This window comes from Archaeoglobaceae archaeon (assembly GCA_038734275.1).
GTDB lineage: Archaea > Halobacteriota > Archaeoglobi > Archaeoglobales > Archaeoglobaceae > WYZ-LMO2.
On record JAVYOO010000004.1, the window covers coordinates 77,658 to 102,607 of the forward strand.

Consider the following 24,950-nt stretch of genomic DNA (forward strand, 5'->3'; position numbering starts at 1 on the left):
AAAATTTTCTTTAAGCTCTTTTCTTGAACTGAAGATTATACAGTTCCTCAACTCTCCCCAATGTGTCTGCCTCTTGCATGTCTTTGTCATCTCTCAGCCTTATAAACCTCGGAAAACGCAAAGCGTATCCGCTCTCATACTTCGGGCTTTTCTGTATCTCCTGATATGCGACCTCAAACACGAACTTTGGCAGAAACTCAACAATTTTACCTTCATGCGTTACTATTATCTGCTTGAAAAGCTCTGTAAGTTCTTCAAGATCCTCGTCGGTAAAGCCAGTTGCTACTCTGCCAACTCTGAGCAGTTTTCCTGTCATTTCATCAACACATGCAAGCTCGTAGGAGCTTATCAGGTGGCTTCTTTTACCTTCTCCCCACTCACCGCCAACAACAACGAGATCGAGTGTTTCCATTACGGATTTAAGCTTTAGCCAGTGTTTACCTCTCTTTCCGGGTATATAGGGTGAAATTGGATTTTTTAGCATAACCCCCTCATGTCCAGCATTTATCGCCTCGTTGAAAATCGCCTCGATTTCCTCTTTGTTCGTTGTTCTTGTCTGCTTTGCAATCTTTATTCTTTCTGACTCGGAAATCACAGATTCAAGAATTCTCCGCCTTTCTGAGAGTGGTTTGTCTATAACTTCTCCATCGCAATAAAGAATGTCGAAGGCGTAGAACTGCAGGGGAATTTTCTCAACCATTTTCGAAATCCCATGTTTTCTTCTGAACCTTCTCAGCACATGTTGGAATGGCATGGGTTTTCCATCTTTAACCGCTATTACTTCGCCATCGAGTATAACCCCTTCTTTCACGTTCTTTTTTACTTCTTCTACAATCTCGGGCAACGCGTTTGTAACGTTTTCAAGCCTTCGAGAGTAAATCCTTAGCTCTCCATCTCCCCAGTGGATCTGAACTCTGCTTCCATCGAATTTCCACTCTACTGCAACTTCCCCCATCTCTGCTATAGCATCTTCAAAGCTCTCCGCAACCTGAGCGAGCATCATTCTTACAGGAGTGTGAAGCCTGATCTTTATCTCCTCAAGCCCCTTCCTTCCGCTGTTTTTAGCAATAACAGCAACTCTTCCAAGGTCATTGGTAACCATGTAGGCTCTCTCTACGAGTTCTTCATCCAAGCCAAATGCTCTGGCTATTGCATCTCGAACGATGCCCTCTCCAACGCCAAGGCGCATCTCGTTCATAATCAGCCTTGTCAGATATTTAGCCTCCAGTGGTGATGCCAGTCCGTATAAGCCTGTTAGAAGCAAAATTTTCCTTTTTCTACTCCCTTCTCCTATCAGAGAGGAAATTTCGTCGAATATTTCCCTCACTCTTTGAACTGTCAGTTCTTCTGTTTCAAGGGTCAGCATCTGTTTACCTTTAATTATTTTCTCACTCACCAACCCAAGATCTCCAAGCTCTCTTACCAGGTCTTCTATCTTCTCCTTATTTAATCCACTCACGTTCTCAAGAGCTTCGTAAAGAAGTCCAACACCAACTCCTAACTCTCGTTCTTCCCAAGCCGGATAGACTTTCCCCATTAGGAAAAGAACAACGTTGTATAGATCTTTGTCATGGTCTATTTTTTTTATAAAATTTGAGATTTTTTCGGTTAATTCCAAGGTCGAGGAGATTCTTTCTATGCCTTCACAAAATTCGGCGAAATCTTTGAATAGCATAAAATTGTGTGATATTAAAAGTTAATTAAGTTATCGTTCGAGATCCCAACGGGTGCTCGGGTCTCCTTTTAGATACTTTTCCACGAGCCTGCTTTCGAGCTTGAAATCATAGTAATTAGCAAGGCTTAAAACCATGAAAAGAACGTCACATAGCTCTTCTTCAATATCTTCAGATTTATTTTTCCTTACAGCCTCAGCTAATTCTCCAACTTCTTCAAAAAGAACTGAAAGCAGAAAAAGTGGACTGCTTTTTTTGTCGATGTCGTAATATCTCTTTTTTATGGCATCCATTAACTCTAAGAGCTCCATGTGTAACTTAGAAACCTCTGGGATGATAAGGGTGTTTCTTTTTACCTGTGTTTTAAATAATTATAGGCGACCGAAAAATTTATATACCCAGACCGCAAAGTTTATATACTACATGACGAGTTTGATACCTCTCGGAAAACCCGAAAAACAAACGAAATCGGGGATGCTTTTAGTTCGAATTCAACCTACGAATTTGCCAAAGATTGGCGAAAAAGTTGTAACAAGGAAAATGGAGCATGTAGGTGTAGTCCATGATATAATAGGACCGATAATCTCGCCTTATGTGCTGATAAAGCCGAATAAAGTTGTTTATGAGGATCTGTTCGTGGTGAGGGAGTATGGTGGAAGTAGAAAAAGTTCGGGAAAAGGAAGTAGAAAAGGAAGTAGAAAGAAAGGAGATTGAGAGAGAAGAAGATATCGAAGTTTGTCCTGAATGTGGTAGCCCGAGGCTCATAAGAGATTATAGAAGAGGTGAATTCATCTGTCAGGACTGTGGGCTTGTAATTGAGGATCAGTATATAGACGCTGGTCCAGAATGGAGAGCATTTGATAGTGAGCAAAGAGATCGTAGGAGCAGGGTTGGTGCACCAGTCACCTTCACAATTCACGATAAGGGCTTATCAACGATCATAGACTGGAGCAACAAAGACTACTACGGCAAGGCGATCTCGGTAAGGAACAGGGCACAGCTATTCAGGCTTAGAAAATGGCAACGCAGAATAAGGATCAGCAATGCAACCGAAAGAAATCTTGCATTCGCTTTAAGCGAGCTTGACAGAATGGCTTCCGCATTGGGATTGCCCAAGAGCGTTAGAGAGGCTGCGGCTGTGATCTACAGAAAGGCGGTTGAAAAGAACCTCATAAGGGGTAGAAGCATTGAAGGTGTCGTTGCAGCTGCTCTATACTGTGCATGCAGGCAGGCAGGAGTGCCAAGGACTCTTGAAGAGATCGCAGTTTACTCGAGAGTCGACAGAAAAGAAATTGGAAGAACTTATCGCTTCATAACAAGGGAACTCGGAATCAAGCTGATGCCTACTAGTCCCGCGGACTACGTTCCGAGGTTCTGTGCTGCACTGGGACTTAGCGGGGAAGTGCAGAGGAAGGCAATTGAAGTTATAAAGAAAGCGGAAGAGAGAGAACTCACGAGTGGTCGTGGTCCCACTGGCGTGGCTGCTGCAGCTATTTATGTTGCTTCAATTCTGCTTGGCGAAAGAAGAACGCAAAGAGAAGTTGCAGAAGTTGCTGGAGTTACTGAAGTCACGATAAGAAATCGCTACAAGGAGCTTGCGGAGAAACTTGGTATTGAGATTATTCTATAATTTTATTTTTACATATTTTGGAAAGTATTTTTAAATCCCGGGAGTATCTACGGATATGAAAGAACTCGATCTGATCTTTAGGCGAGTTTCAATTAGGAAGTTTCAGCAAAAGGAGATCGATGAAAAGACGGTTAGGCTGATCTTGGAAGCTGGAAATGCTGCTCCATCGGCAGGAAATCTGCAGGCAAGAGATTTTGTTGTAGTCAGGGATCAGAATATAAAGAATGAGCTCGCTAAAGCTTCGCTTAGGCAGATGTTTATTGCTCAGGCTCCAGTTGTTGTGGTAGTCTGTGCAAATTATCCGAGAAGCATGAGAGTCTATGGCGAGAGGGGAAAGCTATATGCTGAACAAGATGCTACCGCAGCGGTTGAGAACATCCTGCTCGCAGTTACCGCACTAAACCTTGGTGCGGTCTGGGTAGGGGCTTTTGATGAAAAAAGAGTTTCAGAGATCTTGGGGTTGCCAGCGCACGTTAGACCGATGGCTATAATTCCAATTGGCTATCCCGCGGAGCAACCTTCAAGGAGAAGTAGGTATCCGATTGAGGAGCTAACGCATTACGAACGCTGGTAGACATCGAGCTTGTCAATTTCGTCAAAAACGCCAATGATCTTATAGAATGTCGTGCACAACTTTAACTCTTTTGCATCCTCTTCACTCAGCGGTGCTTCGACTTCAACGAAAAAGACATAGTCTCCAAGCCCTGTCTTAGCTGGTCGGGATTCAAGCTTTCTGAGATTGAAACCCTTGCGATAAAATACTTCAAGAACATTCTTCAATGCTCCGGGCTTGTCCTCGACTGCAAAGAAGAGTGAAGTTATTTTTCCTTCCATTTTTCCTGTTTTTCTCCTGATCATGTAAAATCTTGTAATGTTCCTGTCCCGAAGATCCTGAATCCCTTTTCTCAAAATAACCAATTTGTAAAGCTTTGCTGCGTTCTCGGAAACGATCGCTGCAGAGAAATCGTCAAGTAGCCTTATAGCGTCGCTTGTTGAAGACGTGTATCTAATTTCTGCATTCGGCAAATAGTTGTTTATGAAACCCATGCACTGCGCTATAGCTTGTGGATGCGAGTAAACTACTTTTATGTCCCCAAATTTGAGCTCTCTCTTCGCTACGAGACAATGATTAACCTCAAGCTTTGCTTCGCCAAAAACCTCGACTTCATGGCTCATGAGTGCATCGAGCACAGGCAAAACAGTTCCATTTACAGAGTTCTCGATTGGCACGATCCCATAGTCGACTTCACCGCTCTCGACAAGCTTTATGATCTCGTCTGTGTTTGAGCAATACCTTAGTGGGAGCCTTGAACCAACAACTTTAAGGGCAAGCTCCTCACTGAAACTTCCCTTTGGTCCGAGAACTGCAACAGTTTTATTTATTCCAATTCTGGAGTATTCCTCCTCTTTGGTAAGCTTCATGATCTTTTCAAAAATTCCTTCAACTGCTAATGGGTTCAAAGTTGTCTTTTTAAGCAATTGTCTGATCTTATCGTCTTCGACCTCTTTTACTTCGATCGGTTCATCGATCTCCCTCTTTTTGTCTGCTATTCTTTTTGCAATTTCAACTCTTTTTTCGAGCAATCGGAGAATTAGGGAATCTATAACTTTAAGCGCCCCCCTCATTTTTTCGAGCTCGTTAAAGTCTTTGGTTATCTTGCAAATCTCAAGCAATAGTTCGCTGTTCTCGGCACTTTCTGATTTCTCTCTTAATTTCAAAAAGATCCTTCTAAATTTCTCTTTGTCTTTTATCGCTTCATTAAGTGCTAAAATTTTGCTAACGAATTCCTCTCGATCTTTTTCTGCATTTTTCTGGATCAGGTAGCACATCTCCCAGTTCTGGGCAAGGAACCTTGCGGATAGCTTTCTAAGAATGTTGTAGATCTGCGTGCCATAGCTCACGCCTTCGGAAAGATCAGCAAATGCCAGCAATAGGAAATGAGTAAGCCCCTGAATTTTCGCCATGGCCTTATCGTGTTCTTCGGCGTTCATTTTAGTAATTAACGCCCCACTTTTTATAAACTCATTTAATATAATTTTTTCTTCCTCTCTTCCAGACTCATGGATCACTATGATATTAGCGAGAGCCATATCGCTGTCTTTTCCAAACATTGGGTGAATGCTAAGAAAATCAAAGCCTGATTTTTCAAATTCTGAAATTGAAACACTTTTCACAGATGCAACGTCAACAAGCAACGCATTCTTTTTAGCTTCACTCCTTATATGAGCCAAAGCATTCCTTATTTCACCCATTGGAGTGCATACAAATATTACATCGAATTCGGAAATGCTATTAGTCTCTCTTTTCATTTGATCTACGTCATAACCCTTCACATAGTATCCCTTCGAGTAGAAGAAATCTTTTAACAAAGCTCCAAGATCTCCAACACCATAGATCAGGATCTTCACTCTCTCACCCCTAAAAGGCTGAGAATTCGGATTGCTTCACTAAGCTCGATTTGTCCAGGAGCCTTTTTTGTCCCAACATAGCAGTAAATTAAAGGTGAGCCAAGAAATGCGGAAAAGATCCTCGTGAATTTGAAATCCTCGCCCATAAGAAAAGCAACAACGTTTTCATGCTCAAGAAGGAGTTTAACAATTCTTCGCCAGTCTTCAATGCTCTTGCCAAGGGTTGCAATCTTGAAATAGTCCCCCCTTTTGTTCTCAACCAAGTCTCTTAAGAACTCGTAATTCGGAGTTTCGGTGAAGTTGTGATAGGACTCTATGATCTTGCAGTCGAAGTGATCAAAATACCGGTCTTGAAGGTCAAATTCAAGATCTACAAATTCTGCATCGGTTTTCTTAGCAAAAAGCCTTATTTTTTCAATTCTTTTTTCCTCGTCCCCCTCGTAAAGTCCGCCATCTTTTTTCCTTCTGCATGTTATTATATATTTGCCTTTTGGCAACTCTTTAAACTCGCCCAAGTCAAGCCTAAGCTCCACCAGATCCGCCTCTTTTGCCAAATTTAACTCCTGAGAGTTCGAAACAGTTGCAACAAGCCTCATTTTTCGACCACGAACTCTTCGACCTTGACACCAAAATGCCTTGCCTTCTCACCAACCCATACAAGGACTTCATCGCCCACCTTTAGTTCTGAAACCGACACGTGCTTCCCTTCTGGATTTATCAGCTTTATAGTCTCCGCATTCTGCAGAATAACACTGCCTTCGACTCCATTGGCTTCTGCAACGATCAAAAGCAATGGTCTTCGTTCAATCTTCACTCTACCGACATGGCTTTTCCTAACTTCGCCGTCAAACTTGACAATCTCAACCTCGTCCCCCGCTTTAAGCTCAGAGAGGTATCTGGTTTTATCTCCAACCTTAAGATAGGCATTTACACTCCCCGCATTGACTCTGAATGGTCTTGAAGCCACATACTCACTTTCTTCGCTTTCACTTGCAACGAGAAACATGAATCCCGCTTTGTTGCCAACAAGCATACCCTCGCCGACTGACATGATCGAAACGGTGTCAATGCAAACTCTTTCCCCAAGTCCAAGTGGTTTTATTTCTTTTATCTTTGCCCTATTTAGCTCTATCTTCTCTTTTTCAGCCTTAACAAGCTCGTAGAATTTTCTAAGAGTTTCTCGATTGCCTTTAACTGCAATTCCATCCGCTCCCTTCTCAAGTGTTGTCAACGCGAGCCGTGCATCTTCAATGCTGTCCACGATCACAATTGCTTTTCCTTTCTTCATCGCAACTATGTTTTCAAGCGGAATCACCTTCCAGTCTGAGAACTTTAGCACTGCTGTCCGCTTGCCTAAAGCCAATTCTTGATCTCTTGCGGACTTTATTTCAACGATCTCTTCCAAGGGCTGAAGCTCAATTTTTCCGAGTTTTTTAGCCTTTTCGATGAACTTCTGCTGGATTATTGCACCATCAAAGCCAAGCTCGATCGCGTTCCTTAAATCAGCTTTAACTTCGTCCCAGTTATCTCCATCTGCCAGCAACCAGATCTCCTTCATATTCAAGCACCTCTTCAACGCTCATCCCTTCGTGGATTATGTGATGCAATGCCTTAGCAATATCCCTTGGTGAGGGACTGCTAAAAATGTTTCTCCCCACCGCAACTCCGCATGCACCACTTTTCAGTGCACTCTCAACTTTTCTGAGAAGCTCATATTCGTTCTCTTTGCTCCCACCTGCAATTACAACTGGCACCTTGCAGAATTTGACCACCTGAGCGAATTTTTCAACGTATGGAACCTTTACAAGATCCGCTCCAAGCTCATAGCCAACTCTCGCAGCCTGAGTTACGGTTTCGGTATTCACCTCTACCTTACCTCTCGGATACATCATCGCAAGCGTTGGAATGCCATAGCTGTCCGCAACTTCGCAAACCTGTCCGAGTTCTTCAAGTTGCCTTCCTTCAGTTTGGCTTCCAATGTTCACGTGCACGCTAACCGCATCCGCTCCAAGGGCAATTGCATTTTCAACGCTTGAAACAATCCTTTTGTCATTCGGATCCTGACTGAGGCTTGTTGAGGCGCTTAGATGAACGATCAATCCAATTTCCAGCTCAGCAACGATTCTTGAGTGCTTCACCACTCCCTTGTGAAGAACTACTGCATCTATATAATCGCTTACTGATCTCAATGTTTCCTCAACGTTTTCCAGCCCGCTTTCAACTTTGCTAACTCCATGGTCCATTGGCATAATCAAAGTCCTTCCGTTTCGCAGTATTCTTCGCAATCTCCTTAATTTCCCAATCATATAAAACACCTCTTATATTTATAGAGCATAGAGCCATACACAGACAGAGCCACTGCAAAACACCTCCTTTAGTAGCTAAACCTATAGCACCAGCTAAACCTAAAATCGAAGCTATATGCGAATGTTTGCGATGGTTTAGCTGGCATTGTCTTTAGTTATAGATAGGATATTTAAAATTTTCTCGTGCTTGGAGTTTTGGCAACAAAATTATAAAGGTTTTATCACTATAAAAGAGCATGGAAAAGATCAAAATCGAAGATCTCACTGTTCGATTTGGAAAGTTCGTTGCGGTAAATAATCTGAATATGAAGGTCAGATCTGGTGAGATCCTTGGGCTTCTCGGTCCAAATGGGGCGGGAAAGACAACAACCATTAAAGCAATTCTCGGTTTCGTTCCCTATGAAGGAAAAGTGGAGATAAATGCCGAAAAAATTGGCTGGATGCCACAAAATGCTCCACTATATTTAAATCTAACCGTTGAGGAGAATTTAAGATTTTTTGCAGAGGCTTATGGTGTAAAGAATGCCAAGCAGAAGATAGAAGAGCTACTAAAGCTCGTGGAGCTTGAAAAATTCCGAAATAGGCTTGTAAGAAATCTAAGCGGAGGAATGAAGCAAAGATGCGCTTTTGCATGTGCAATGGTTCATGAGCCAGATCTGCTAATTCTCGATGAGCCAACCGCTGGAGTTGATCCGAAGCTTCGAAAGAGCTTTTGGGAATACTTTGAATCGCTGAACAAGGAGGGAAAGACGATTCTCATCACAACACACTACATGGACGAAGCTGAGAAATGTCAAAGAATAGTCCTTATGCGAGGAGGAGAAATTTTAGCAGAAGGGAGCCCAGAAGATATTAAAAGAAAAGCCTTGGGAGGAGAAATCGTCAAGGTAAAAGTAGCAAAAGCGGAAGATGCTTTTAAAAAGCTAAAAAGCGTTGGATTAAACGCTGAGTTAAAAGGAAACGAGATCAGCGTGCTCGTTGACAACGCAAAAATCAGAGTTCCTGAGTTGTTCAAAATTCTTGGAAACGATATTTTGGAAGTAGAAATTGAAAGAGAAACGCTCGAAAATGCATTTCTAAGGCTATTGGGTGGTTAAATGCCAATAAAAGTGGTAATTGTCAAAGAACTGAAGACCATAGTCAGAGAGAGAAGGCTTTTTGCACTAATACTCATTCAGCCTATCTTACTTACTCTCATCTTTGGCTACGCCTTTTCAGGAGACATAAAGAATGTTCGCTTGGCAATTGTGGATGAATCCAACAGCAAAGCATCGAATGCTCTGATTTCGGCTTTGAGCCTTGGAGAAGCCTTTGATCTCGATTACTTCTTGGCTACGAAAAGCGAGAGTTTGGATTTAATAAAAAGGGGAGAAGTTGATGCGATGCTTTTTATTCCAAAAGATTTTGAGAGCGGATTGGCTAAGGGAAGGGCTGAAGTTGAAGTCTATGCCGATGAATCAAACTCCGCAGTGGCTAACGCTGTTGTGAACGGAATAAGGAATTTGGGTTACAGCATTTCAACGAAAACGTTCGGCGGTATAGAAGTTGAGCAGAGGTTCGTTTTTTCCACGAAAACGAGACTCATCGACTTCGTAGCCCCAGCGCTCATCGGCGTGGTTACGCTAATGATCAGCTTAATACTTTCAGCAAGCTCGTTGGCAAGAGAGAAGGAAGAAGGGACTCTTGAATTATCTTTAAAGGCTTTGAACAGCAGAGATGTTATTCTCGGAAAATTCTTGGCAATTACTGCGATGATAACACTCGACGTTTTAATCGTAATGTTTCTGATCCATAATCTATTTGGAGTTGAAGTTAAGGGTAGCTTCGCTCTGCTCATTTTAACTCAGCTTCTCTTCCTTGCTGGCTCGGTGGGAATAGGTTTATCCATCTCTTCAATTTCAGCAACACAGCTTCAGGGAATTCAGACAGTGATGATTTTCGGACTGATAAACATATTTCTCTCAGGTTTCTTCTACCCGCTCGAAAGCATGCCAGAAGCTGCAAGAATCTTCGCTCTCGTTATCCCTTTAACCTATGCGAACACAGCATTCAGAGAGATAATGGTTAAGGGTAGCGGAGTTGAGCAAATTCTTCCAGAACTCGGAATTCTGGTTTTGTATACTCTCGTAAGCCTAACTCTCGCTGTAAATGTTCTAAAAAGAATGGGAGGTGGAATTGAATGAAAGCAATTCTTTTTGCTCTCTTCTTGGTTTTTCTGGCATTCGAAGTTGTCGCTCAGCCTGACCTTGAGGCTTATTCCACGACAAGCTATTTGAGTGCTGGGAAGATGAATGAATTGAAAGTTGTTTTGGTAAATCTCGCAAAACCCGAAGAAATTGGATTCGGGACGATTGAAAAAGAGCTCTTTTACAACGCCTCACTCACAGCCTACAACCTCGAAATCAGGCTTGAAAGCAGAGGTGCGGAGGTTAAGCTTGGAAAGATCTATATTCCAGCACTTCCACCAGCAAAGAGCGTTGATTTGAGCTTTCCTGTTTCGATTCCACAGAATGCAAGTGAAAAAATCAGCTTTACGCTATACGTTGACTACGAAAGACTTTGCAATATTTTAAACGAAAGCGGGAGTTACAGATACGAATACTGCTCCGAATTCGAAACTTTCGAATTCCAGCTCGACGTCATTGAGTCAGTTAAGCCTGAGTTCAGGGTTTCAGCCTTAACTTCCAAGCTCTACGAGGGGCAAGTAAACAGAATAACGCTTATGATCACAAACTCTGGCGTCGGAGAGGCGAGAGATTTAGAAATAAGGTTGCTCGGCTTTGAAAGTGTAACGCCCCAAGTTTTTTATTTACCAGTCTTAAGACCGCTGAATTCTTCAATGATCACATTTGAAGGCATTGCAAAGGCAGAGAACTTCACCTTGGCTATTAGCTACTTATACTACGATAACGGATGGAATAGAGGCTATGAAGAAATAGCTATTCCAATGAAGCTCGAAAAAATCAGCAAAGGTCTTGAGTTCGCCTTGAGCAAATCTAAGTTCGAGAGGGACGAGAGCGGAATTTTGGAGCTTGCTGTGATGAACAACAATGCTTTCCCGATTTCTGGACTTAAGTTGAAAATTGAAGCGGATAGCTTTGAATTCGACGCAACAGAGTTTTTGTTGGGCTACCTCAACGCGGGAGAAGTCAGGAGAATTGCATTAAAATACAAGGTTAGCGAAAGTGCGAGTTTTGGCTTTAAAGAGCTCAGGTTAATTGCAGATTACAAAATCGTCGCTTCAGAACTATTAGCGAGTTCAGAAACAAAGACAATTCCCCTGCTAATCGAAGAAAATCCGTTTTTTGAAGTTCATCGAAAGGCGATAATTTACCATGGCGAGAACGTTCTTAGGCTTGAGATTACCAACAGCGGTGGAATTGCAAAAAACGTTCACTTCAAGCTAAATCCAAGCCCCGGAATAAGGCTGAAAACTCCTGAAGCCTATCTGGAGAGAATTGAAAGTAATAGCGTTGCTTCAGTGGCTTTTAGGGTTTACGTGGACGAAGACGTAATCCCGAACAACGAATACAGGATTGAGCTAAGCTACAAGGCAGACAATTATGAAGGCAAAGAAGTTTCTGGCAGTTTCTACGCTTATGTTACCGTGCTTGAGAAGAGCTGGCTTGAGAGATATTACGCTTATCTTCTGGCTCTCCTGATTCTCGTTCTATTAGTAGCGATTAGGGTGAAGAAGATGCACTAATTGCTATATGGAAAGTTTGCAATGGTTTAGCTGGCATAGCCGTTTCTTTGGCTTAAATCTTTTTACGTATTTTCAACAAGATATCTTCTATGGGTTTTAAGTTAAAGAAGTGCTTATTTCTCCAGTTCCCCTCTCTAATTTTTGAGTTGGAGCTTTTTTAAATCTTAGCAAGAATGAAGCTTTGTTCGGATCTATAAGTTCAATGTCACCGTCAAGACTCTTTATGAGTTGTTTTACAATAAACAAACCCAGACCGCTACCTCCAGTAGTGAAGCCCTTAGTGAACAATTTAGAGACGAAATCTCTTGGTATACCTTTTCCGTTATCCTCTAATATGACCTCTACTTTTTCTGAGTCACTCGAGACCTTTACCCTGACTTCTGTGGCTTTACCGTGTTTAACTGCATTGCTGATTAAATTGCTAAAAATGCTGTAAATCCCTTCGTTAGCAATAACAGTTGCGTCTTCCCCTTCGAATAAAATCTTGACCCCATAACTGTTAGCGACTTCTTCAAGGACACTTCTCAGGTTGTATGGCTCTCTTTTAATTTCTGCTGAAGATTCCAGTTCTTTCATCTTTTTTACGAGTTCTATACCGGTATTTACTGCGTTTTTCACTTTCTGGATCAATTTGTGCTGGGATTCTTCCTCCAAAAGTTCCAAAAATGTGTACACCCTCGTGAAGATATTTAATATGTCATGTCTCAGCATGCTATTCAGCAGTTTGAGATATTCGTTAAGATCTTCTATTCTTTTCTGCAAAGCAATTCTATCGGAGACATCGGTGTAGACTATTATGCAATAGGGCTTTCCATTCATTTCTGCGAATCTTGTTCTGGCTTCAAGCCAATGAATACGCCCCCAAGCGTCGAAAGATCTAATAATAAGGGGCGGGTCTACTTTCTTCTTTCTCTACAAAAGTTCTAACGACCAACTCAACGAGTTTTGTATAATCTTCTGGTTCGAAATATTTGTGGGGGTTGTTTAGCATTTCATCATACTCCAATCCGCTTACTTCTCCCAGATTTTATTCACATATATTACTCTCCCACGCCAGTCAACAATGACAACTGCGGAAGAGAGCTCATCCACTACTGTCTTCCAATCTATATTTTCCACAGGTATAAATGCTACAAATTATTTAAAAATTTTTTGGATAATTTTCCTTTGTAAATTACTGAAAGTTCATTTTTCTTCGTATACTTCAAAGAACTTTTTAACCCTTCTCTTACCTCTCAATATAAATCTGAGTGTATTCAAAATGCCACCTTGCTTAAATTTGTAGCATTTTTTTGGCTCAAATTCGAGAATTTCACCTTTTTGGGTTAAGGTTCCGTATAATGTAATTGATCTGATATTCTTTACGAACTCATTGTGTGAATGAAAAAGCAAACAAGCCTTCTTTGTCTTAATATCGAACTGCAAACCCTTTGGCTTCGGGAGCACTATCCTTTTTTCCAGAATTCTAAACTTAGTCGAAGGGAAGCTGATTGGGTAACCATTGGCGGAAAATGAGACTATTGCCCTTTCAAACCCCTTCAAAAGTTTTTCAAGCTTCAAAATCTCACCTCCAAGACTTCAGGAGGCTTATCTAAATTACCATCCTGCCAAACAAGTATCTTTTGAGGTTTCACTTCGATGACTATTCTGTAGACATACCAATCCATCAGCTTTTTAGCCATCGGAGACATTAGTTCTTCAACCATTTTAGCCACGACAGTCTTTTTCCACGAGTCTTTTTGGTTTATCATTAGATTCATGATATAGCCCATATTTTTCTCTATGTCTTCGTCAACTTTTGCCAGACCGTACACCAAAACAACCGCATTTTCCTCAATGCCACTGTATTTCGAGTTGCTAAACAGTATAGAAACCATTGGATTCCTCTTAACACAACTTACCTTCTTATAAAAAGCTGGCGAAGTGGTAATCACTATTGATTTCCTTTTCGAATCGTAATAAGGAAGAACTGCGATCGTTCTTGGTGTCTCTCCATCCATATACGTAAACTCCGCAGTAAGATATCTATCAAATATATCTTCAATCCATTCAGGTATTTCCACGGATTTCCTAATTTCTTCAGATTTTATCATATAATTAAAGATTGTTCTTTTTAATTATTAGCTTTTCTCATACCGGGCATGAGTTCAAATATTCGTTCTAATTCTTTTTTCTTCAAGTTTGAGCTGAAAACAAAAATAAATCGGCTGATCATCGTAGCTGAAATCGGGAGTTTTATAAAGCTCCACGGCTATTTTGTGAGTGTGAAAAGTTTTTACGAAATCACTTTTTAAAATTGTGGTGAAATGGGGCCGCCGAGATTTGAACTCGGGTCACCGGCACCCCAAGCCGAGAGGATACCCAGGCTACCCCACGGCCCCCTTTTAAGCTATAATGTCGATGGTTTTTAAAGGCTTTTGCTTTTCTGGTTTCAATTTTGATAAAATTTTTGAACAGTTTTCACCTCGAAACGACATGAAAATAGTTGGGATTGTGGGTAGTCCGAGAACTGAAAGCAACAGCGAGATTCTGGTTAAAAAAGTTTTAGAAGGGGCTAAATCTAAGGGCGCAGAAGTTGGTATATTTAAAATAAATGAGCTGAGCATAAACTGGTGTCAGGGATGTTTTTACTGCCAGGTTCATGGAGAATGTCAGCAAAAGGACGATATGCAAAAGATCTACGAAGCCATAAGAAGTGCAGAGGGATTGGTTATTGGAACTCCGATATACATGGGTCATGTCACCGCGCAGACAAAAACCTTCCTTGACAGACTTCTTGCAACGATAAACGTTCTAAGAGGAGAATCTAAGCTTGCGGGAAAGAAACTCGTGCTTGTCTATACTCAGGGGAGGGGGAACGATGGAGAAGCAGTTATGAAAGAGCTCGGAAAGAGATTTTCAAATTTCGGCATGAAACTCGTGGGAATTGTAGGTGGAAATGGGCTAAATGAAGCTGGGACTGTTAGGGAGAGAGAAGATCTGCTAAAATCCGCTTATCAGCTCGGTCTTCAGCTTATTTAATTTTTAAATTTCTAAATTCAGCAAGAATTGCACAAAAATCGAAAGAAACAGCAATGCACTGAGAATTGCGTTAAGATAAAAGAAAGACATCTGAATTCTTTCCTCATCATGCTTTTCCCGAATGAGATAGTGCTCTAAAATTAGCAGAAGCGCAACGAATGGTAAGGCGAACCCGATTATTGGTTCGGTGGCAAAAGCTAAAACCAGCAATGAAAAAAAGATAGCATGATTTAGAATCGAAAGCCTTTTTGCAAATTTTACTCCAAAATGCCCACCTACAGAATGCAAACGCTCTTTTCGATCAAATTCAGCATCCTGGAGGGCATAGATCATGTCAAATCCAGCTTCCCAGAAAAGAAGCGCCAAAGAGAACAGCAGAACATTCTCAGGGATCATTATACTATCCTTCACGGCAATCCAGCCACCAAGCAATGCGAAGGCAACGCTAAGCCCAAGGAAGTAATGAGAAAAGCATGTGAACCTTTTCAGGTATGGATACACATAAGAGACAATTGCTGGAATGGGGGAGAGTATGAATGCGGTAAGGTTTATCAGATAAGCGGAGACGAAATAAACAATAAGACCAACCACTGCTATTGCATAAGCTTCTCTAAGACTGATCAGACCAGCAGGCAAATGTCTTTTTGCAGTCCTTGGATTTTTTGCATCGATTTCACGATCGATTATCCTGTTGCAGGCCATTGCAAATGTCCTTAGGCCAGTGAATGCAGTAAAGATTAAGAAAGCAACTCTAAGGGTTATTTCTCCCGCTAAAAGAGCTCCAGCATAGGCAATCGGGAGAGCAAATAGTGTGTGCTCGATCTTCACGAAATCTAAGTATAACTTTAGCTTCAACTTCCACCCCCTATAATGCTCATGACCTTCTCATGAAGCTCTCTAAGAACCTTTCTTCTGTCCTCCATCAATACAACATCTTCTTCTCCAAGCACGAATAGGTTAAAGGCGAATGGACTCGGATAAGGGGTTCTGATGATTCTGATCTCGATTTCCTTTCCTATCTTTGAAAGATAGTCAAGTGCATTTTGGATATCCATCGAATCTTCCATGATCTCCCGATATGTTTCTTTCAGCACTGGAAAGTCTGGGTAGTAACGCTTTAAAAAGTTAAGGATAGCATCAGCGTTTAGCTGTTGTTTCCATACGCTTTTCTCTCTGCCGAGATAGTTTCGCAAGATCATAAAACTTCTAACTGCCACATGCCTAAAGCGTCTCCGTAAAAGTTCAGTATGGTCGAGAGATCGAATTAAATGCTCTTCGAAATTTGGAATCATGAACAGCGACTCTAATTCAGCATCGTTCAGGAATTTATATGGCGGAAGAATTAAAGCAAAGCCATTGTCGTTTACTACCATTTGGACATTGCAGTTCTTCATCAAGCCAACCCGGTATGCAAAGACTCTTGAAATAGCACTATTCGCTCTTCTGCCGATGAGAGTGTGGAAAAAGTAGTAGTTCTTCTCCCCTTCGAATTTTTCTATTACAAGCTTTTTATCAGTTGGGATCTCACTGAAAAGCTTTTGCTCAACAAAGAATCTGTAGATGGCATTTGCGGATTTCTCGTCCAGGTTGTAATTCTCCATGAGCCATTCAATCGCATTCGAATCAATTCTTTTCTCAATCTCTCCCCTGAATTTCTGAATGCGCAAAGCAAGATCGTAGCTCAATGGTAGCTGTTCGCTAAACCAGCTTGGCACTGTTGGCTTCTCACCTTCGACTTCTTCAACAATTATGTTCATCCCCTTAGATTTTAGAAATCTGAAAGTCTTCCCCGCAAGCACAAAGATGTCGCCAGCAACGAGTCTTTCAGCAAAATCCTCTTCTACTTTGCCGACCATTTTTCCCTCCTTGGTTACCACCCCTATTGCAACTTCATCGGGAATCGTGCCCACGTTAAGATAATAAATCGGTCTTGCCATCTTTCCTCTTCTTCCAAAAGTTCCCTCATTTTCGTCGAACCATATCTTTGCGTAAACGTTCTTTCTTTCAAGCTCGGAAAACTCACCAGAGAGATATCGAAGCACCGATAAAAAGTCCTCTCTGCTGAGATTTCTATAAGGATATGCATTTCTAATCAGAGCAAGAGCCTCATCTACTGTCCACTTCTTTTCAATGGACATCCCGACCACGTGCTGACATAGCACATCCAGACAATTCTCTGGAATCTTTATTCTGTCGAGATTTCGATCCATGGCTTCCTTGGCGAGAACTGTGCACTCAACAAGGTCATCTGGATCAAGAACGATTATTCTGCCTACCGAGACTTCGTGAAGTCTGTGCCCACTTCTCCCGATTCGCTGAAGAGCTCTGTTTATGCTTTTAGGAGAACCGAGAAGGATCACCAAGTCAATATAGCCTATATCGATGCCAAGCTCAAGGCTTGTTGATGAAACAACGCATTTCAGCTTTCCTTCCTTAAGCTCATTCTCTACTTCAAGTCTGACTTCTTTTGAGAGAGAGCTGTGATGTGCCCTAATCGGTTCATTAAGCCTTTTCTTCAAGTAGTAAACCACTCTTTCGGTGGCACTTCTTGTGTTTGTGAAGATAAGGGTTGTCTTCGATTTTTTAACAAGTTCTGCGATGGTATCGTATAACCTTTCGTTGATTTCTTCCGCAGATAGATTGAAAAAGTCGCTCAAAGGAGAAACTACCTTTATATCTGTCTTTTTCTCAAAAGTCACATCTGCAACCACACAGTCACGCTCAACTCCGTATTCTCTGCCAACGAGAAATCTTGCAACCTCTTCAAGCGGCGCTATTGTTGCGGAAAGTCCTATTCTAACCATTTTTCCAAGCTGAATTCTCTGAAGTCTTTCAATTGAAAGCGAAAGGTGAACTCCACGTTTGTTCTCCGCCATTGCATGAATCTCGTCCACGATCAGGAACTTCACGTTTCTGAGAGCTTTGGAAAACTTTGGACTGCATAAAGTTATTGCAAGCGTTTCTGGGGTTGTTATTAGAATATGTGGCGGTTTTTTCATCTGTTTCTGCCTTTCTGTGGCATCAGTGTCTCCTGTTCTAACCGCTACTCTTATTTCCTGAAGCTCAATGCCCTTTTTTTCTGCAAGCTCATATATTTCTCTAAGAGGTTCTTCAAGGTTTTTTCTTATGTCGTTATTAAGGGCTTTTAAGGGGGAAACGTATACAACATGAACCTCGTCACTGAGCTCGCTTTTTTCAGCTTTTTGTAATAACATGCTTAATGAGGAAATGAACGCTGCAAGTGTTTTACCGCTCCCGGTGGGAGAAGTTATGAGGACATTTCTGCCAAGATGAGATTCAACGATCGCAAACCTTTGAGGGGGCGTGAATGAGCTAAATTTCGATAGAAACCACTCCCTAAGAAGGGGATGCATCACCGCAAGAATCTCTGAGTCGTTGTAGGGTTTGCCGTATATGATCATTCAGTTAATATTTGCGCGATTGCAGAAAAAACTATCCTCCACTTACTGGCGGAAATATTGCTATCAGATCTCTATCCGAAACCTCGAAGTCGAGATTACCACGGGCATTTTTTCCATTAACCATTATTTGAACGAATTCTTTCAGTTTCTGGTCTTCAAAGAAAACTTCTCTAAGTTTTGGAAACCTTTTTGTAAGGTTTTCCAGAATCTCCCTCAAATTTCTACCTTCAACTTCGATCTCGCTCACTCCCGCAAGTTCTCTAAATAAGGCAAAAAGCTTAACCTTTGCCATGGACGAACTCCTCCATCCTATCTAAAGCCTCTTTAAGCTTTTCGAATTTCACAGCAAAGGCTAACCTAACGTATCCTTCTCCACACTCTCCAAAGGCATTTCCGGGCACAACCGCAACTTTCTTACCAAATAACAACTTCTCAGCAAATTCTTCACTGCCCATATTGGTTAAGGAGATATTCGGAAATGCATAGAAGGTCCCTTCTGGCTTCTTTATTTCAAGAAATTCGCTTAACTTCTTGAAAACGTAGTTTCTTCTTCGCAAATACTCTGCTCTCGCTTTTTCCACTTCGTCAAGGCACTTTAGAGCCTCAATAGCCCCAATCTGAGAAGTTATTGGTGCACAGAGCATGCAGTATTGATGTATTTTCAAAATACCGTTCAATATATCTTCTGGAGCGATTATGTATCCGACTCTTAGCCCCGTCATTGAGAAAGCCTTTGAGAATCCATTTATTGTTATGACCCTGTCTTCCATACCGTTAAGAGAGCCTATGGCTACATGTTTGAAGTCATAGGTGAGTTCAGCGTAAATTTCGTCTGAAATTACGAGCAAATCGTGCTCTATAATGCTATCAGCAATCTCTTCAAGCTCTTTTTTTTGGTAGCTAACTCCTGTAGGATTTGCTGGGTAGTTCAAAATTATGGCTTTGGTTTTATCATCTGCGTATTTCCCTATTAATTCACCAGAGAGTTTGAAATCCGGATTCGTGGGGATTGAGATAACCTCACCACCACATAAGCTGATGAGAGGTCTATAGCTCACATAGGCTGGCTCAGGAAGTATGACTCTATCGCCCGGGTCGATTATGGCTCTTATTGCGAGATCAATCGCTTCGCTCGCTCCAGTAGTGACGATTATTCTGTCAGGAAAAGTTTCAAGAGAAAATCTTCGATAATATTCTGCAATACCCTCCCTCAGTTCTGGTAACCCCGCATTTGAGGTATAGGAAGTGTATCCTTTTTCCAGCGAGTATATCATCTCTTCTCGGATCCTCCATGGAACCGGGAAATCCGGTTCGCCCACACCCAAGCTTATAACGTCATCTCTACCTATTACGAGGTCAAAGAATCTCCTAATGCCGGAAGGTTTTAGCTCCTGAACTTTTTTCGCCAATCTACGGGACAAATGCAAGTCTTCTGTCTTCCTCATCTGCAAACAGCGTCACCCCTTCTTCCTTATAAGTTCTCAGGACGAAATGAGTAATCGTATCCCTAACTTCAGGGATCGTTGAAATCTTTTCTGCGACGAAGAATGCCACATCCTTAAGACTTCTACCTTTAATCACAACCTGAAAATCTGCCTCACCACTCACAAGCCTTACAGCATGAACTTCGGGAAACTTCGCAATTCTCTTGGCGATGTCATCATATCCCTTTTCCCTTGAAAGTGAGACTTTTAAGTTTATTATGGCATATACATAATCCTCGTAAACCTTGTCCCAATTCACTATTGTTTTATACTTCAGTATTACTCCGTTTTCTTCAAGCTTTTTTATGGTATTCTTTACAGTTTCAACATCTATCCCTAGTTGTTCAGCTATTTCGTCGTAGTCAATCCTTGCGTTATCCTCCAGTATCTTAAGTAGTTCAATCTCAAGTTCTTCCACATTCACCAATCCTCTCGTAGTATTTAAAATTACCCTAAAACAAGCAAAAATTTAAATTCAGTATGGTAACGGGGATTAATACATCGAGGTGTAAGGTATGGGAAAAGTTAGGGAGTTGCAGAAGAGAAAAACAAATCCAAGGCTTGTAAATCTCATAAATTTACTGCTTGAAGAGAGTGCAAAAAATAAAGTCGGGATATGGAGATATGTGGCAGAAAGACTGGCCTCACCAGCCAGAGATTGGGCAGAGGTGGGACTGGATAAAATAGAGAAATTTGCAAAAGAAGGGGAGTATATCTTGGTTCCGGGAAAGGTTCTCGGTGGGGAACTAAGTAAACCAGTAAAGGTTGCAGCATTCAGCTTTTCTGCTACCGCTATTGCTAAGATAAAGGAAGCTGGTGGGGAGTGTATGAAGATCGAGGATCTATTGAAGATAAATCCGTCTGGTAAATCTGTTAGAATTTTAATTTAGGTGAGAGAATGAATATCAAGAGAGTTCTTGAGACCTTGGGTGGGGAATACGTCATTATTGATGCCTCAGGGCACATTCTTGGGAGGTTATCAAGCATCATTGCAAAGAGATTGTTAAACGGAGAAAGAATTGTGGTGGTTAATGCTGAAAAAGCAGTAATAACGGGTAGTGAGAGGGAAATATTCCAAAGATATAAAGCCAAATACGACAGGGGCAGTAAGGAAAAGGGCCCGTATTTTCCAAAACATCCGGAAAAGATATTCAAAAGGACCGTCAGGGGAATGCTTCCATGGAGTAGTAGGCGAGGCAGAGAAGCATACAGAAGGCTTAGAGTCTTCATAGGGGTTCCTGAAGAGCTCAGAGGTAAGGAATTCCAGAAGATTGAAAACGCATTGTTTGAGAAAGTTTCAAAAACAGAAAAGTTTGTTTATCTCGAGGAAGTTAGCAAACACTTGGGGTGGGCTAAGTGAAGATAGTTGTTACGAGTGGTAAAAGAAAAACCGCAGTAGCAAGGGCGGTAGCAAGGGATGGAGTCGGCAGAATTAGAATCAATAAAATCCCGTTGGAGATTTACCCACAAGAATTACCCAAGAAGATGATGCTTGAGCCGATAAAAATCGCGGGAGAGCTGGCTAAAAAAGTTGACATCGAAGTAAATGTTTCAGGTGGAGGTGTTGTTAGCCAAGCGGAAGCAGCAAGAACCGCGATAGCAAGGGCACTCGTGGAATTCAGTGGAGACGAAGAACTAAGAAAGGCATTTCTTGAATATGATCGAACATTGCTTGTTAACGACATAAGAAGAAAGCTTCCAAAGCTACAGGGAGGAAGAGGAGCAAGAAAGAGAAGGCAAACATCTTACAGGTGATCTTTTTGGTATTCAAAGAGGAAAGGGCAAGTGATTTTCCAATTAGGTGCTTTTCCTGTGGAGCGGTGATAGGACATATCTACGAGAAATACCTTGAGTTACTAAAAGCCGGAAAATCTCCGAAAGAGGCATTGGATGAGCTTGGAATCGAAAGATATTGCTGTAGAAGAATGTTTATAACTCATAAATCTGTAATTGGTGAAATTGCAAAATTCCGGGGGGCCGTGGGGTAGCCTGGTATATCCTTTCGGCTTCGGGAGCCGGAGACCCGAGTTCAAATCTCGGCGGCCCCATCTGAGAGGTGATTAGCATTAAAGAGAATTTCCCGTTTAAATACACGAGATTTGAAAAGGCCCGGATCATTGGAGCGAGGGCATTGCAGATAGCAATGGGGGCCCCTATTTTAATCGAGACGAATAAAACTGATCCTATTGATATAGCACAAGAAGAATTCGAGAAAGGTGTAATTCCCATCACTGTAAAAAGAAGGTCTAACCGCTTTATTTGGCTAGAAAAATACGAGATGTTTTGAGGTGATCAAGTGATAATCGAAGATGTTCGCTATCGTATAATTTTTGATAGCAGAGGGCGCGAAACGGTCGAATGCGAAGTTGAAAGCAACGGCTTTGTTGGTAGAGCATCAGCACCAAGCGGAGCTTCAACTGGCAGTGAGGAAGCTGTCGTGGTTAACCCCAGAAAATATAGGGAGATCGAAGAAAAAGTCTCAAAAGCCTTAATCGGAATAAATGTCTTCGAACAGGAAGAGATCGATAACGCATTAAGAACTCTGGATGGCACTGATAACTTTTCCAATATCGGAGGTAATTTTGCGGTTTCCGCAAGTATTGCTTCCGCTAAATGTGCTTCTGCCATCTTGGAAATGCCTTTGTGCCTTTATCTTGGTGGGGTCTTTGCAAAGGAGATACCCTACCCACTCGGAAACGTAATTGGTGGTGGAAAGCACGCTGAAGGGTCAACAAATATACAGGAGTTCCTTGTAATCCCCGTAGGGGCCAAGAATTTTTTAGAAGCCCAGAAAACGAATACTGAAGTTCATAGGAAGGTAATGGAAGAATTAAAAACAAGGAAGATATTCTATGCCAAGGGGGATGAGGGCGCATGGGCTGCTCAAATAAGCGACGAAATGGCTTTTGAAGTGCTGAGCAAGGCAATAAAGAAGGTTGAAAGCGAAATTGGCATTGAAGTCAGAATAGGGATAGATGTTGCAGCAAGTGAGCTTTGGAATGGAAAAGAATACGTGTATAATGATAAAAAGCTCAGTAGAGAAGAACAAATCGAATATATATCGAAGCTCGTTGAAGATTACAACCTTTTATACGTTGAAGATCCGTTCCATGAAAATGATTTTGAAAGCTTTGCTGAACTTACAAAAAGTGTTAAATGTTTTGTTTGTGGTGATGACCTCTTTGTGACCAACGTCAAAAGATTAAGGAAGGGTATCGAGCTTAAAGCGGGAAATACCCTGCTCGTGAAACCTAATCAAATTGGAACTTTAACTGACACCTTTAGGGCAGTAAAACTGGCCAAAGAAAATGGATATAGGATTGTTGTAAGCCACAGAAGTGGCGAAACAGAGGATAATTATCTTGCTCACCTTGCAGTGGCTTTTAACGCAAAGTTAATAAAGACCGGCGTGGTTGGGGGAGAAAGAATTTCGAAGCTAAATGAGATGATAAGACTCGAAGAAATGCTCAATGCAAAGATGGTGAGAATATGATGGAAACGGAGTATGAGTATCTCATTCCGCCAGAGGAATATCTTGCAGCAGGTGTGCACATCGGAACGCAGGTAAAAACGGGAGACATGAGGGAGTTTATATTCAAGGTTAGGCAGGATGGACTCTACATACTTGATATAAAGAAACTCGATGAAAGGATTAGGGCTTGCGTTAAACTCCTTCTTAAATACGAACCATCTAAAATCCTGCTCGTGGCAGCGAGGCAGTATGCTCACAAACCAGTCAAAAAGCTCGCAGAAGTAATTGGGGCCAAATATATAATCGACAGATTCGTCCCGGGAACGCTTACGAATCCAAACATAAAAGAATACACTGAACCGGACATAGTCTTTGTAAACGATCCCGCGATAGACAAGCAGGCAATTGCAGAAGCAACGAAGATCGGAATCCCGGTAATTGCTCTCTGCGATACAAACAACTCAACTGCAGACGTGGATTTAGTTATTCCGACGAACAACAAGGGTAGAAAAGCCCTTGCTTTGGTTTACTGGCTAATTGCAAGGGAGATTAAAAAAGCAAAGGGCGAAGACTTTACCTATACCGTTGAAGACTTCGAAGCTGAACTCTGAAATTTGGTTTCCAATTTTAATTTTAATACTAAATTTTAAATACTAAAAAATTACATTTTGTTCATGGACAGAATTGTAGTATTAGGTGGTATGGGGCATATTGGATCGAAAATTGTTTGGAAAATTCTCGAAATTGACAGTTCATTGGAATTGACAATAGGAGACATAAATGTAGAAAGAGCAGAAGAAGTTGTAAGAGATTTGGGTAACGTTAAAGTCGTGAAGGTGAATGCTTCCCGTGAAGAAGAGCTCATGGAAGTTTTAAAGGGAAAAGAAGTTGTTGTGAACGCTGTAGGACCATTTTACAAATTTGGCGTTCCAGTTTTAAAATCTGCAATTCGCTGTGGTGTGGATTACATAGACATAAACGATGACTATGATTCCACCGCAGATGCTCTGAACTTAAACGAATTAGCTATAGGAAAGAAAATGACCGCCATTGTGGGCATGGGTGCAACACCCGGAATAACTAATTTGATTGCTAAATATGGAAGCGGAAGACTGGATAAAGTCGAAGAAGTCGGAACTTATTGGGTATGGACTGCTATTGATCCAACAATGGGTCCAGCGATTATAGAACATTACTTTCATGCAATAACTGGTATGGTGAAAACTTACAAGGATGGAGAGTTGGTAGATGCTCTTTCTGAACCGGAGATTTTCGAATTTCCCAAACCCATTGGACCATGGGAAGTGGCTAATGTGGGTCATCCCGAACCGATAACCATTCCGAGATATATGAAGGTGAGAAAAGTTTATAACAAAGGCGGAATATGGCCATCTGAACTAAATGAGATTGCAAAGGTGTTCTCTCAGTTAGGGCTTACAGGAGACGGGGTAATAAATGTAGGTGAACTGAATTTCAAAGTCATTAGATAAGCTAATCCAGCCTGAGGAACTTCAAAAAATCCTTGCAAATGTTAGCGACAGGCTCGGCGAATATGCCCTTACAGGGGTTGGGCTGGGTGTAAGGCTTAAAGGAACTAAAAATGGAGAAGAATGCTCGATTACGTATAAAATAGCTTGTAAAGACGCAACTGAAGCCACTGCCTTGCCTTGTGCGATAACCGCTCTAAAATTGCTAAATGAGGACTACATAAATGGCGTTTACCCACCTGAAGCGGGAGTAATAGACGTAAAAGACATACTTGAGGAGTTGAAGAAGAGGTTCAAAATAGAATGTTCAGAACTTAGAAATTATACTCTTTAACCACCT

The 24,950-nt window shown here is 41.5% G+C and carries 30 protein-coding genes and 2 tRNA genes; 17 read left to right on the forward strand and 15 right to left on the reverse strand.

Going from position 1 to position 24,950, the window contains the following annotated elements:
- Window positions 1–10: 10 nt before the first annotated feature.
- Both QXI54_05905 and QXI54_05910 read right to left on the reverse strand, forming a co-directional pair.
- Complete coding sequence (locus QXI54_05905; GenBank protein ID MEM0302685.1) at window positions 11–1,675, reverse strand: ATP-dependent DNA ligase; 1,665 nt, start codon at window positions 1,673–1,675, stop codon at window positions 11–13.
- Between the two features lie 30 nt (window positions 1,676–1,705).
- Complete coding sequence (locus tag QXI54_05910; protein MEM0302686.1) at window positions 1,706–1,984, reverse strand: MazG nucleotide pyrophosphohydrolase domain-containing protein; 279 nt, start codon at window positions 1,982–1,984, stop codon at window positions 1,706–1,708.
- Window positions 1,985–2,096: 112 nt separating this feature from the next.
- Here QXI54_05910 and QXI54_05915 point away from each other — a divergent pair, with 112 nt between their 5' ends.
- The 3 genes from QXI54_05915 to QXI54_05925 are packed head-to-tail and all read left to right on the forward strand — an operon-like array spanning window position 2,097 to window position 3,877.
- Window positions 2,097–2,387, forward strand: a complete 291-nt coding sequence (locus QXI54_05915; GenBank protein ID MEM0302687.1) for an H/ACA ribonucleoprotein complex subunit GAR1 — start codon at window positions 2,097–2,099, stop codon at window positions 2,385–2,387.
- The gene (locus tag QXI54_05920; GenBank protein ID MEM0302688.1) at window positions 2,323–3,303 is read left to right on the forward strand and encodes a transcription initiation factor IIB; all 981 of its coding nucleotides are present in this window, start codon (window positions 2,323–2,325) and stop codon (window positions 3,301–3,303) included. Before QXI54_05915 ends, QXI54_05920 begins: the two co-directional genes overlap by 65 nt.
- Window positions 3,304–3,358: 55 nt before the next feature.
- On the forward strand, window positions 3,359–3,877 hold the full coding sequence (locus QXI54_05925) for a nitroreductase family protein (protein ID MEM0302689.1): 519 nt from the start codon (window positions 3,359–3,361) through the stop codon (window positions 3,875–3,877).
- Here the strand turns inward: QXI54_05925 and pheA are convergent.
- Genes pheA through QXI54_05945 form a run of 4 tightly spaced genes read right to left on the reverse strand, consistent with a single transcriptional unit; the run spans window position 3,862 to window position 8,018 of the window.
- Window positions 3,862–5,712 carry a prephenate dehydratase gene (gene pheA, locus QXI54_05930; protein MEM0302690.1) on the reverse strand — a complete coding sequence of 617 codons (1,851 nt, stop codon included), beginning with the start codon at window positions 5,710–5,712 and terminating at the stop codon, window positions 3,862–3,864. The genes QXI54_05925 and pheA overlap by 16 nt on opposite strands.
- On the reverse strand, window positions 5,709–6,308 hold the full coding sequence (locus QXI54_05935; GenBank protein ID MEM0302691.1) for a type I 3-dehydroquinate dehydratase: 600 nt from the start codon (window positions 6,306–6,308) through the stop codon (window positions 5,709–5,711). Before QXI54_05935 ends, pheA begins: the two co-directional genes overlap by 4 nt.
- A complete protein-coding gene (locus QXI54_05940) occupies window positions 6,305–7,270 on the reverse strand; it encodes a 3-dehydroquinate synthase II (GenBank protein MEM0302692.1) in 966 nt (321 codons plus the stop codon). The genes QXI54_05935 and QXI54_05940 overlap by 4 nt, the downstream gene beginning before the upstream one ends.
- A complete protein-coding gene (locus QXI54_05945; protein MEM0302693.1) occupies window positions 7,236–8,018 on the reverse strand; it encodes a 2-amino-3,7-dideoxy-D-threo-hept-6-ulosonate synthase in 783 nt (260 codons plus the stop codon). Before QXI54_05945 ends, QXI54_05940 begins: the two co-directional genes overlap by 35 nt.
- 236 nt (window positions 8,019–8,254) lie before the next feature.
- On the opposite strand from QXI54_05945, the gene QXI54_05950 reads away from it, so the two are divergent.
- The 3 genes from QXI54_05950 to QXI54_05960 are packed head-to-tail and all read left to right on the forward strand — an operon-like array spanning window position 8,255 to window position 11,724.
- Window positions 8,255–9,115: an ABC transporter ATP-binding protein gene (locus QXI54_05950; protein MEM0302694.1), complete on the forward strand. Its 861-nt coding sequence runs from the start codon at window positions 8,255–8,257 to the stop codon at window positions 9,113–9,115.
- Window positions 9,116–10,201, forward strand: a complete 1,086-nt coding sequence (locus QXI54_05955; protein ID MEM0302695.1) for an ABC transporter permease — start codon at window positions 9,116–9,118, stop codon at window positions 10,199–10,201. It begins immediately after the preceding gene.
- A complete protein-coding gene (locus QXI54_05960) occupies window positions 10,198–11,724 on the forward strand; it encodes a hypothetical protein (GenBank protein MEM0302696.1) in 1,527 nt (508 codons plus the stop codon). Before QXI54_05955 ends, QXI54_05960 begins: the two co-directional genes overlap by 4 nt.
- A gap of 96 nt (window positions 11,725–11,820) precedes the next feature.
- Here the strand turns inward: QXI54_05960 and QXI54_05965 are convergent, their stop codons facing one another.
- From QXI54_05965 to QXI54_05980, 4 genes are all read right to left on the reverse strand, one after another.
- Complete coding sequence (locus QXI54_05965) at window positions 11,821–12,543, reverse strand: HAMP domain-containing sensor histidine kinase (GenBank protein ID MEM0302697.1); 723 nt, start codon at window positions 12,541–12,543, stop codon at window positions 11,821–11,823.
- A gap of 366 nt (window positions 12,544–12,909) precedes the next feature.
- Window positions 12,910–13,284, reverse strand: a complete 375-nt coding sequence (locus tag QXI54_05970; GenBank protein MEM0302698.1) for a hypothetical protein — start codon at window positions 13,282–13,284, stop codon at window positions 12,910–12,912.
- Window positions 13,281–13,817, reverse strand: a complete 537-nt coding sequence (locus QXI54_05975) for a hypothetical protein (GenBank protein ID MEM0302699.1) — start codon at window positions 13,815–13,817, stop codon at window positions 13,281–13,283. Before QXI54_05975 ends, QXI54_05970 begins: the two co-directional genes overlap by 4 nt.
- A gap of 214 nt (window positions 13,818–14,031) precedes the next feature.
- Window positions 14,032–14,105, reverse strand: a tRNA-Pro gene (locus tag QXI54_05980).
- Between the two features lie 94 nt (window positions 14,106–14,199).
- On the opposite strand from QXI54_05980, the gene QXI54_05985 reads away from it, so the two are divergent.
- Window positions 14,200–14,745 carry a flavodoxin family protein gene (locus tag QXI54_05985; protein MEM0302700.1) on the forward strand — a complete coding sequence of 182 codons (546 nt, stop codon included), beginning with the start codon at window positions 14,200–14,202 and terminating at the stop codon, window positions 14,743–14,745.
- A gap of 3 nt (window positions 14,746–14,748) precedes the next feature.
- Here QXI54_05985 and QXI54_05990 read toward each other — a convergent pair whose 3' ends face one another.
- The 5 genes from QXI54_05990 to QXI54_06010 are packed head-to-tail and all read right to left on the reverse strand — an operon-like array spanning window position 14,749 to window position 20,069.
- On the reverse strand, window positions 14,749–15,600 hold the full coding sequence (locus QXI54_05990) for a UbiA-like polyprenyltransferase (protein MEM0302701.1): 852 nt from the start codon (window positions 15,598–15,600) through the stop codon (window positions 14,749–14,751).
- Entirely contained in the window at window positions 15,597–18,167 is a 2,571-nt protein-coding gene (locus QXI54_05995; protein ID MEM0302702.1) for an ATP-dependent helicase, read from the reverse strand. Before QXI54_05995 ends, QXI54_05990 begins: the two co-directional genes overlap by 4 nt.
- Before the next feature lie 31 nt (window positions 18,168–18,198).
- The gene (locus QXI54_06000; GenBank protein MEM0302703.1) at window positions 18,199–18,459 is read right to left on the reverse strand and encodes a ubiquitin-like small modifier protein 1; all 261 of its coding nucleotides are present in this window, start codon (window positions 18,457–18,459) and stop codon (window positions 18,199–18,201) included.
- Window positions 18,446–19,612, reverse strand: a complete 1,167-nt coding sequence (locus QXI54_06005; GenBank protein ID MEM0302704.1) for an aminotransferase class I/II-fold pyridoxal phosphate-dependent enzyme — start codon at window positions 19,610–19,612, stop codon at window positions 18,446–18,448. The genes QXI54_06000 and QXI54_06005 overlap by 14 nt, the downstream gene beginning before the upstream one ends.
- The gene (locus QXI54_06010) at window positions 19,578–20,069 is read right to left on the reverse strand and encodes an Lrp/AsnC family transcriptional regulator (GenBank protein ID MEM0302705.1); all 492 of its coding nucleotides are present in this window, start codon (window positions 20,067–20,069) and stop codon (window positions 19,578–19,580) included. Before QXI54_06010 ends, QXI54_06005 begins: the two co-directional genes overlap by 35 nt.
- A gap of 97 nt (window positions 20,070–20,166) precedes the next feature.
- Between QXI54_06010 and QXI54_06015 the strand changes: the two genes are divergently transcribed.
- The 10 genes from QXI54_06015 (at window position 20,167) to QXI54_06060 (ending at window position 24,944) form a co-directional block, all read left to right on the forward strand.
- Window positions 20,167–20,541, forward strand: coding sequence for a 50S ribosomal protein L18e (locus QXI54_06015; GenBank protein MEM0302706.1), 375 nt, complete (start codon window positions 20,167–20,169; stop codon window positions 20,539–20,541).
- An 8-nt stretch (window positions 20,542–20,549) separates the two neighbouring features.
- Complete coding sequence (gene rplM / locus QXI54_06020; GenBank protein ID MEM0302707.1) at window positions 20,550–21,011, forward strand: 50S ribosomal protein L13; 462 nt, start codon at window positions 20,550–20,552, stop codon at window positions 21,009–21,011.
- Entirely contained in the window at window positions 21,008–21,406 is a 399-nt protein-coding gene (locus QXI54_06025; protein MEM0302708.1) for a 30S ribosomal protein S9, read from the forward strand. Before rplM ends, QXI54_06025 begins: the two co-directional genes overlap by 4 nt.
- Window positions 21,407–21,411: 5 nt before the next feature.
- On the forward strand, window positions 21,412–21,639 hold the full coding sequence (locus QXI54_06030; protein ID MEM0302709.1) for a DNA-directed RNA polymerase subunit N: 228 nt from the start codon (window positions 21,412–21,414) through the stop codon (window positions 21,637–21,639).
- A tRNA-Pro gene (locus QXI54_06035) sits at window positions 21,625–21,699 on the forward strand. Before QXI54_06030 ends, QXI54_06035 begins: the two co-directional genes overlap by 15 nt.
- Window positions 21,700–21,707: 8 nt before the next feature.
- Entirely contained in the window at window positions 21,708–21,938 is a 231-nt protein-coding gene (locus QXI54_06040) for a DNA-directed RNA polymerase subunit K (protein MEM0302710.1), read from the forward strand.
- A gap of 9 nt (window positions 21,939–21,947) precedes the next feature.
- On the forward strand, window positions 21,948–23,144 hold the full coding sequence (locus QXI54_06045; protein MEM0302711.1) for a phosphopyruvate hydratase: 1,197 nt from the start codon (window positions 21,948–21,950) through the stop codon (window positions 23,142–23,144).
- Window positions 23,141–23,734 carry a 30S ribosomal protein S2 gene (rpsB, locus tag QXI54_06050; GenBank protein ID MEM0302712.1) on the forward strand — a complete coding sequence of 198 codons (594 nt, stop codon included), beginning with the start codon at window positions 23,141–23,143 and terminating at the stop codon, window positions 23,732–23,734. Before QXI54_06045 ends, rpsB begins: the two co-directional genes overlap by 4 nt.
- A gap of 63 nt (window positions 23,735–23,797) precedes the next feature.
- Window positions 23,798–24,613 (forward strand): saccharopine dehydrogenase NADP-binding domain-containing protein, encoded by an 816-nt coding sequence (locus tag QXI54_06055; protein MEM0302713.1) that lies wholly within the window; start codon window positions 23,798–23,800, stop codon window positions 24,611–24,613.
- A 172-nt stretch (window positions 24,614–24,785) separates the two neighbouring features.
- Window positions 24,786–24,944, forward strand: a complete 159-nt coding sequence (locus QXI54_06060; GenBank protein MEM0302714.1) for a hypothetical protein — start codon at window positions 24,786–24,788, stop codon at window positions 24,942–24,944.
- Window positions 24,945–24,950 lie beyond the last annotated feature (6 nt).

Bases quoted from the DNA above. Each gene is read 5' to 3' on its own strand.
- QXI54_05905 (MEM0302685.1), bottom strand. From the start codon at position 1,675: ATGCTATTCAAAGATTTCGCCGAATTTTGTGAAGGCATAGAAAGAATC.
- QXI54_05910 (MEM0302686.1), bottom strand. From the start codon at position 1,984: ATGGAGCTCTTAGAGTTAATGGATGCCATAAAAAAGAGATATTACGAC.
- QXI54_05915 (MEM0302687.1), top strand. From the start codon at position 2,097: ATGACGAGTTTGATACCTCTCGGAAAACCCGAAAAACAAACGAAATCG.
- QXI54_05920 (MEM0302688.1), top strand. From the start codon at position 2,323: ATGGTGGAAGTAGAAAAAGTTCGGGAAAAGGAAGTAGAAAAGGAAGTA.
- QXI54_05925 (MEM0302689.1), top strand. From the start codon at position 3,359: ATGAAAGAACTCGATCTGATCTTTAGGCGAGTTTCAATTAGGAAGTTT.
- QXI54_05935 (MEM0302691.1), bottom strand. From the start codon at position 6,308: ATGAGGCTTGTTGCAACTGTTTCGAACTCTCAGGAGTTAAATTTGGCA.
- QXI54_05940 (MEM0302692.1), bottom strand. From the start codon at position 7,270: ATGAAGGAGATCTGGTTGCTGGCAGATGGAGATAACTGGGACGAAGTT.
- QXI54_05945 (MEM0302693.1), bottom strand. From the start codon at position 8,018: ATGATTGGGAAATTAAGGAGATTGCGAAGAATACTGCGAAACGGAAGG.
- QXI54_05950 (MEM0302694.1), top strand. From the start codon at position 8,255: ATGGAAAAGATCAAAATCGAAGATCTCACTGTTCGATTTGGAAAGTTC.
- QXI54_05955 (MEM0302695.1), top strand. From the start codon at position 9,116: ATGCCAATAAAAGTGGTAATTGTCAAAGAACTGAAGACCATAGTCAGA.
- QXI54_05960 (MEM0302696.1), top strand. From the start codon at position 10,198: ATGAAAGCAATTCTTTTTGCTCTCTTCTTGGTTTTTCTGGCATTCGAA.
- QXI54_05965 (MEM0302697.1), bottom strand. From the start codon at position 12,543: ATGAATGGAAAGCCCTATTGCATAATAGTCTACACCGATGTCTCCGAT.
- QXI54_05975 (MEM0302699.1), bottom strand. From the start codon at position 13,817: ATGATAAAATCTGAAGAAATTAGGAAATCCGTGGAAATACCTGAATGG.
- QXI54_05985 (MEM0302700.1), top strand. From the start codon at position 14,200: ATGAAAATAGTTGGGATTGTGGGTAGTCCGAGAACTGAAAGCAACAGC.
- QXI54_05995 (MEM0302702.1), bottom strand. From the start codon at position 18,167: ATGATCATATACGGCAAACCCTACAACGACTCAGAGATTCTTGCGGTG.
- QXI54_06000 (MEM0302703.1), bottom strand. From the start codon at position 18,459: ATGGCAAAGGTTAAGCTTTTTGCCTTATTTAGAGAACTTGCGGGAGTG.
- QXI54_06005 (MEM0302704.1), bottom strand. From the start codon at position 19,612: ATGAGGAAGACAGAAGACTTGCATTTGTCCCGTAGATTGGCGAAAAAA.
- QXI54_06015 (MEM0302706.1), top strand. From the start codon at position 20,167: ATGGGAAAAGTTAGGGAGTTGCAGAAGAGAAAAACAAATCCAAGGCTT.
- rplM (MEM0302707.1), top strand. From the start codon at position 20,550: ATGAATATCAAGAGAGTTCTTGAGACCTTGGGTGGGGAATACGTCATT.
- rpsB (MEM0302712.1), top strand. From the start codon at position 23,141: ATGATGGAAACGGAGTATGAGTATCTCATTCCGCCAGAGGAATATCTT.
- QXI54_06055 (MEM0302713.1), top strand. From the start codon at position 23,798: ATGGACAGAATTGTAGTATTAGGTGGTATGGGGCATATTGGATCGAAA.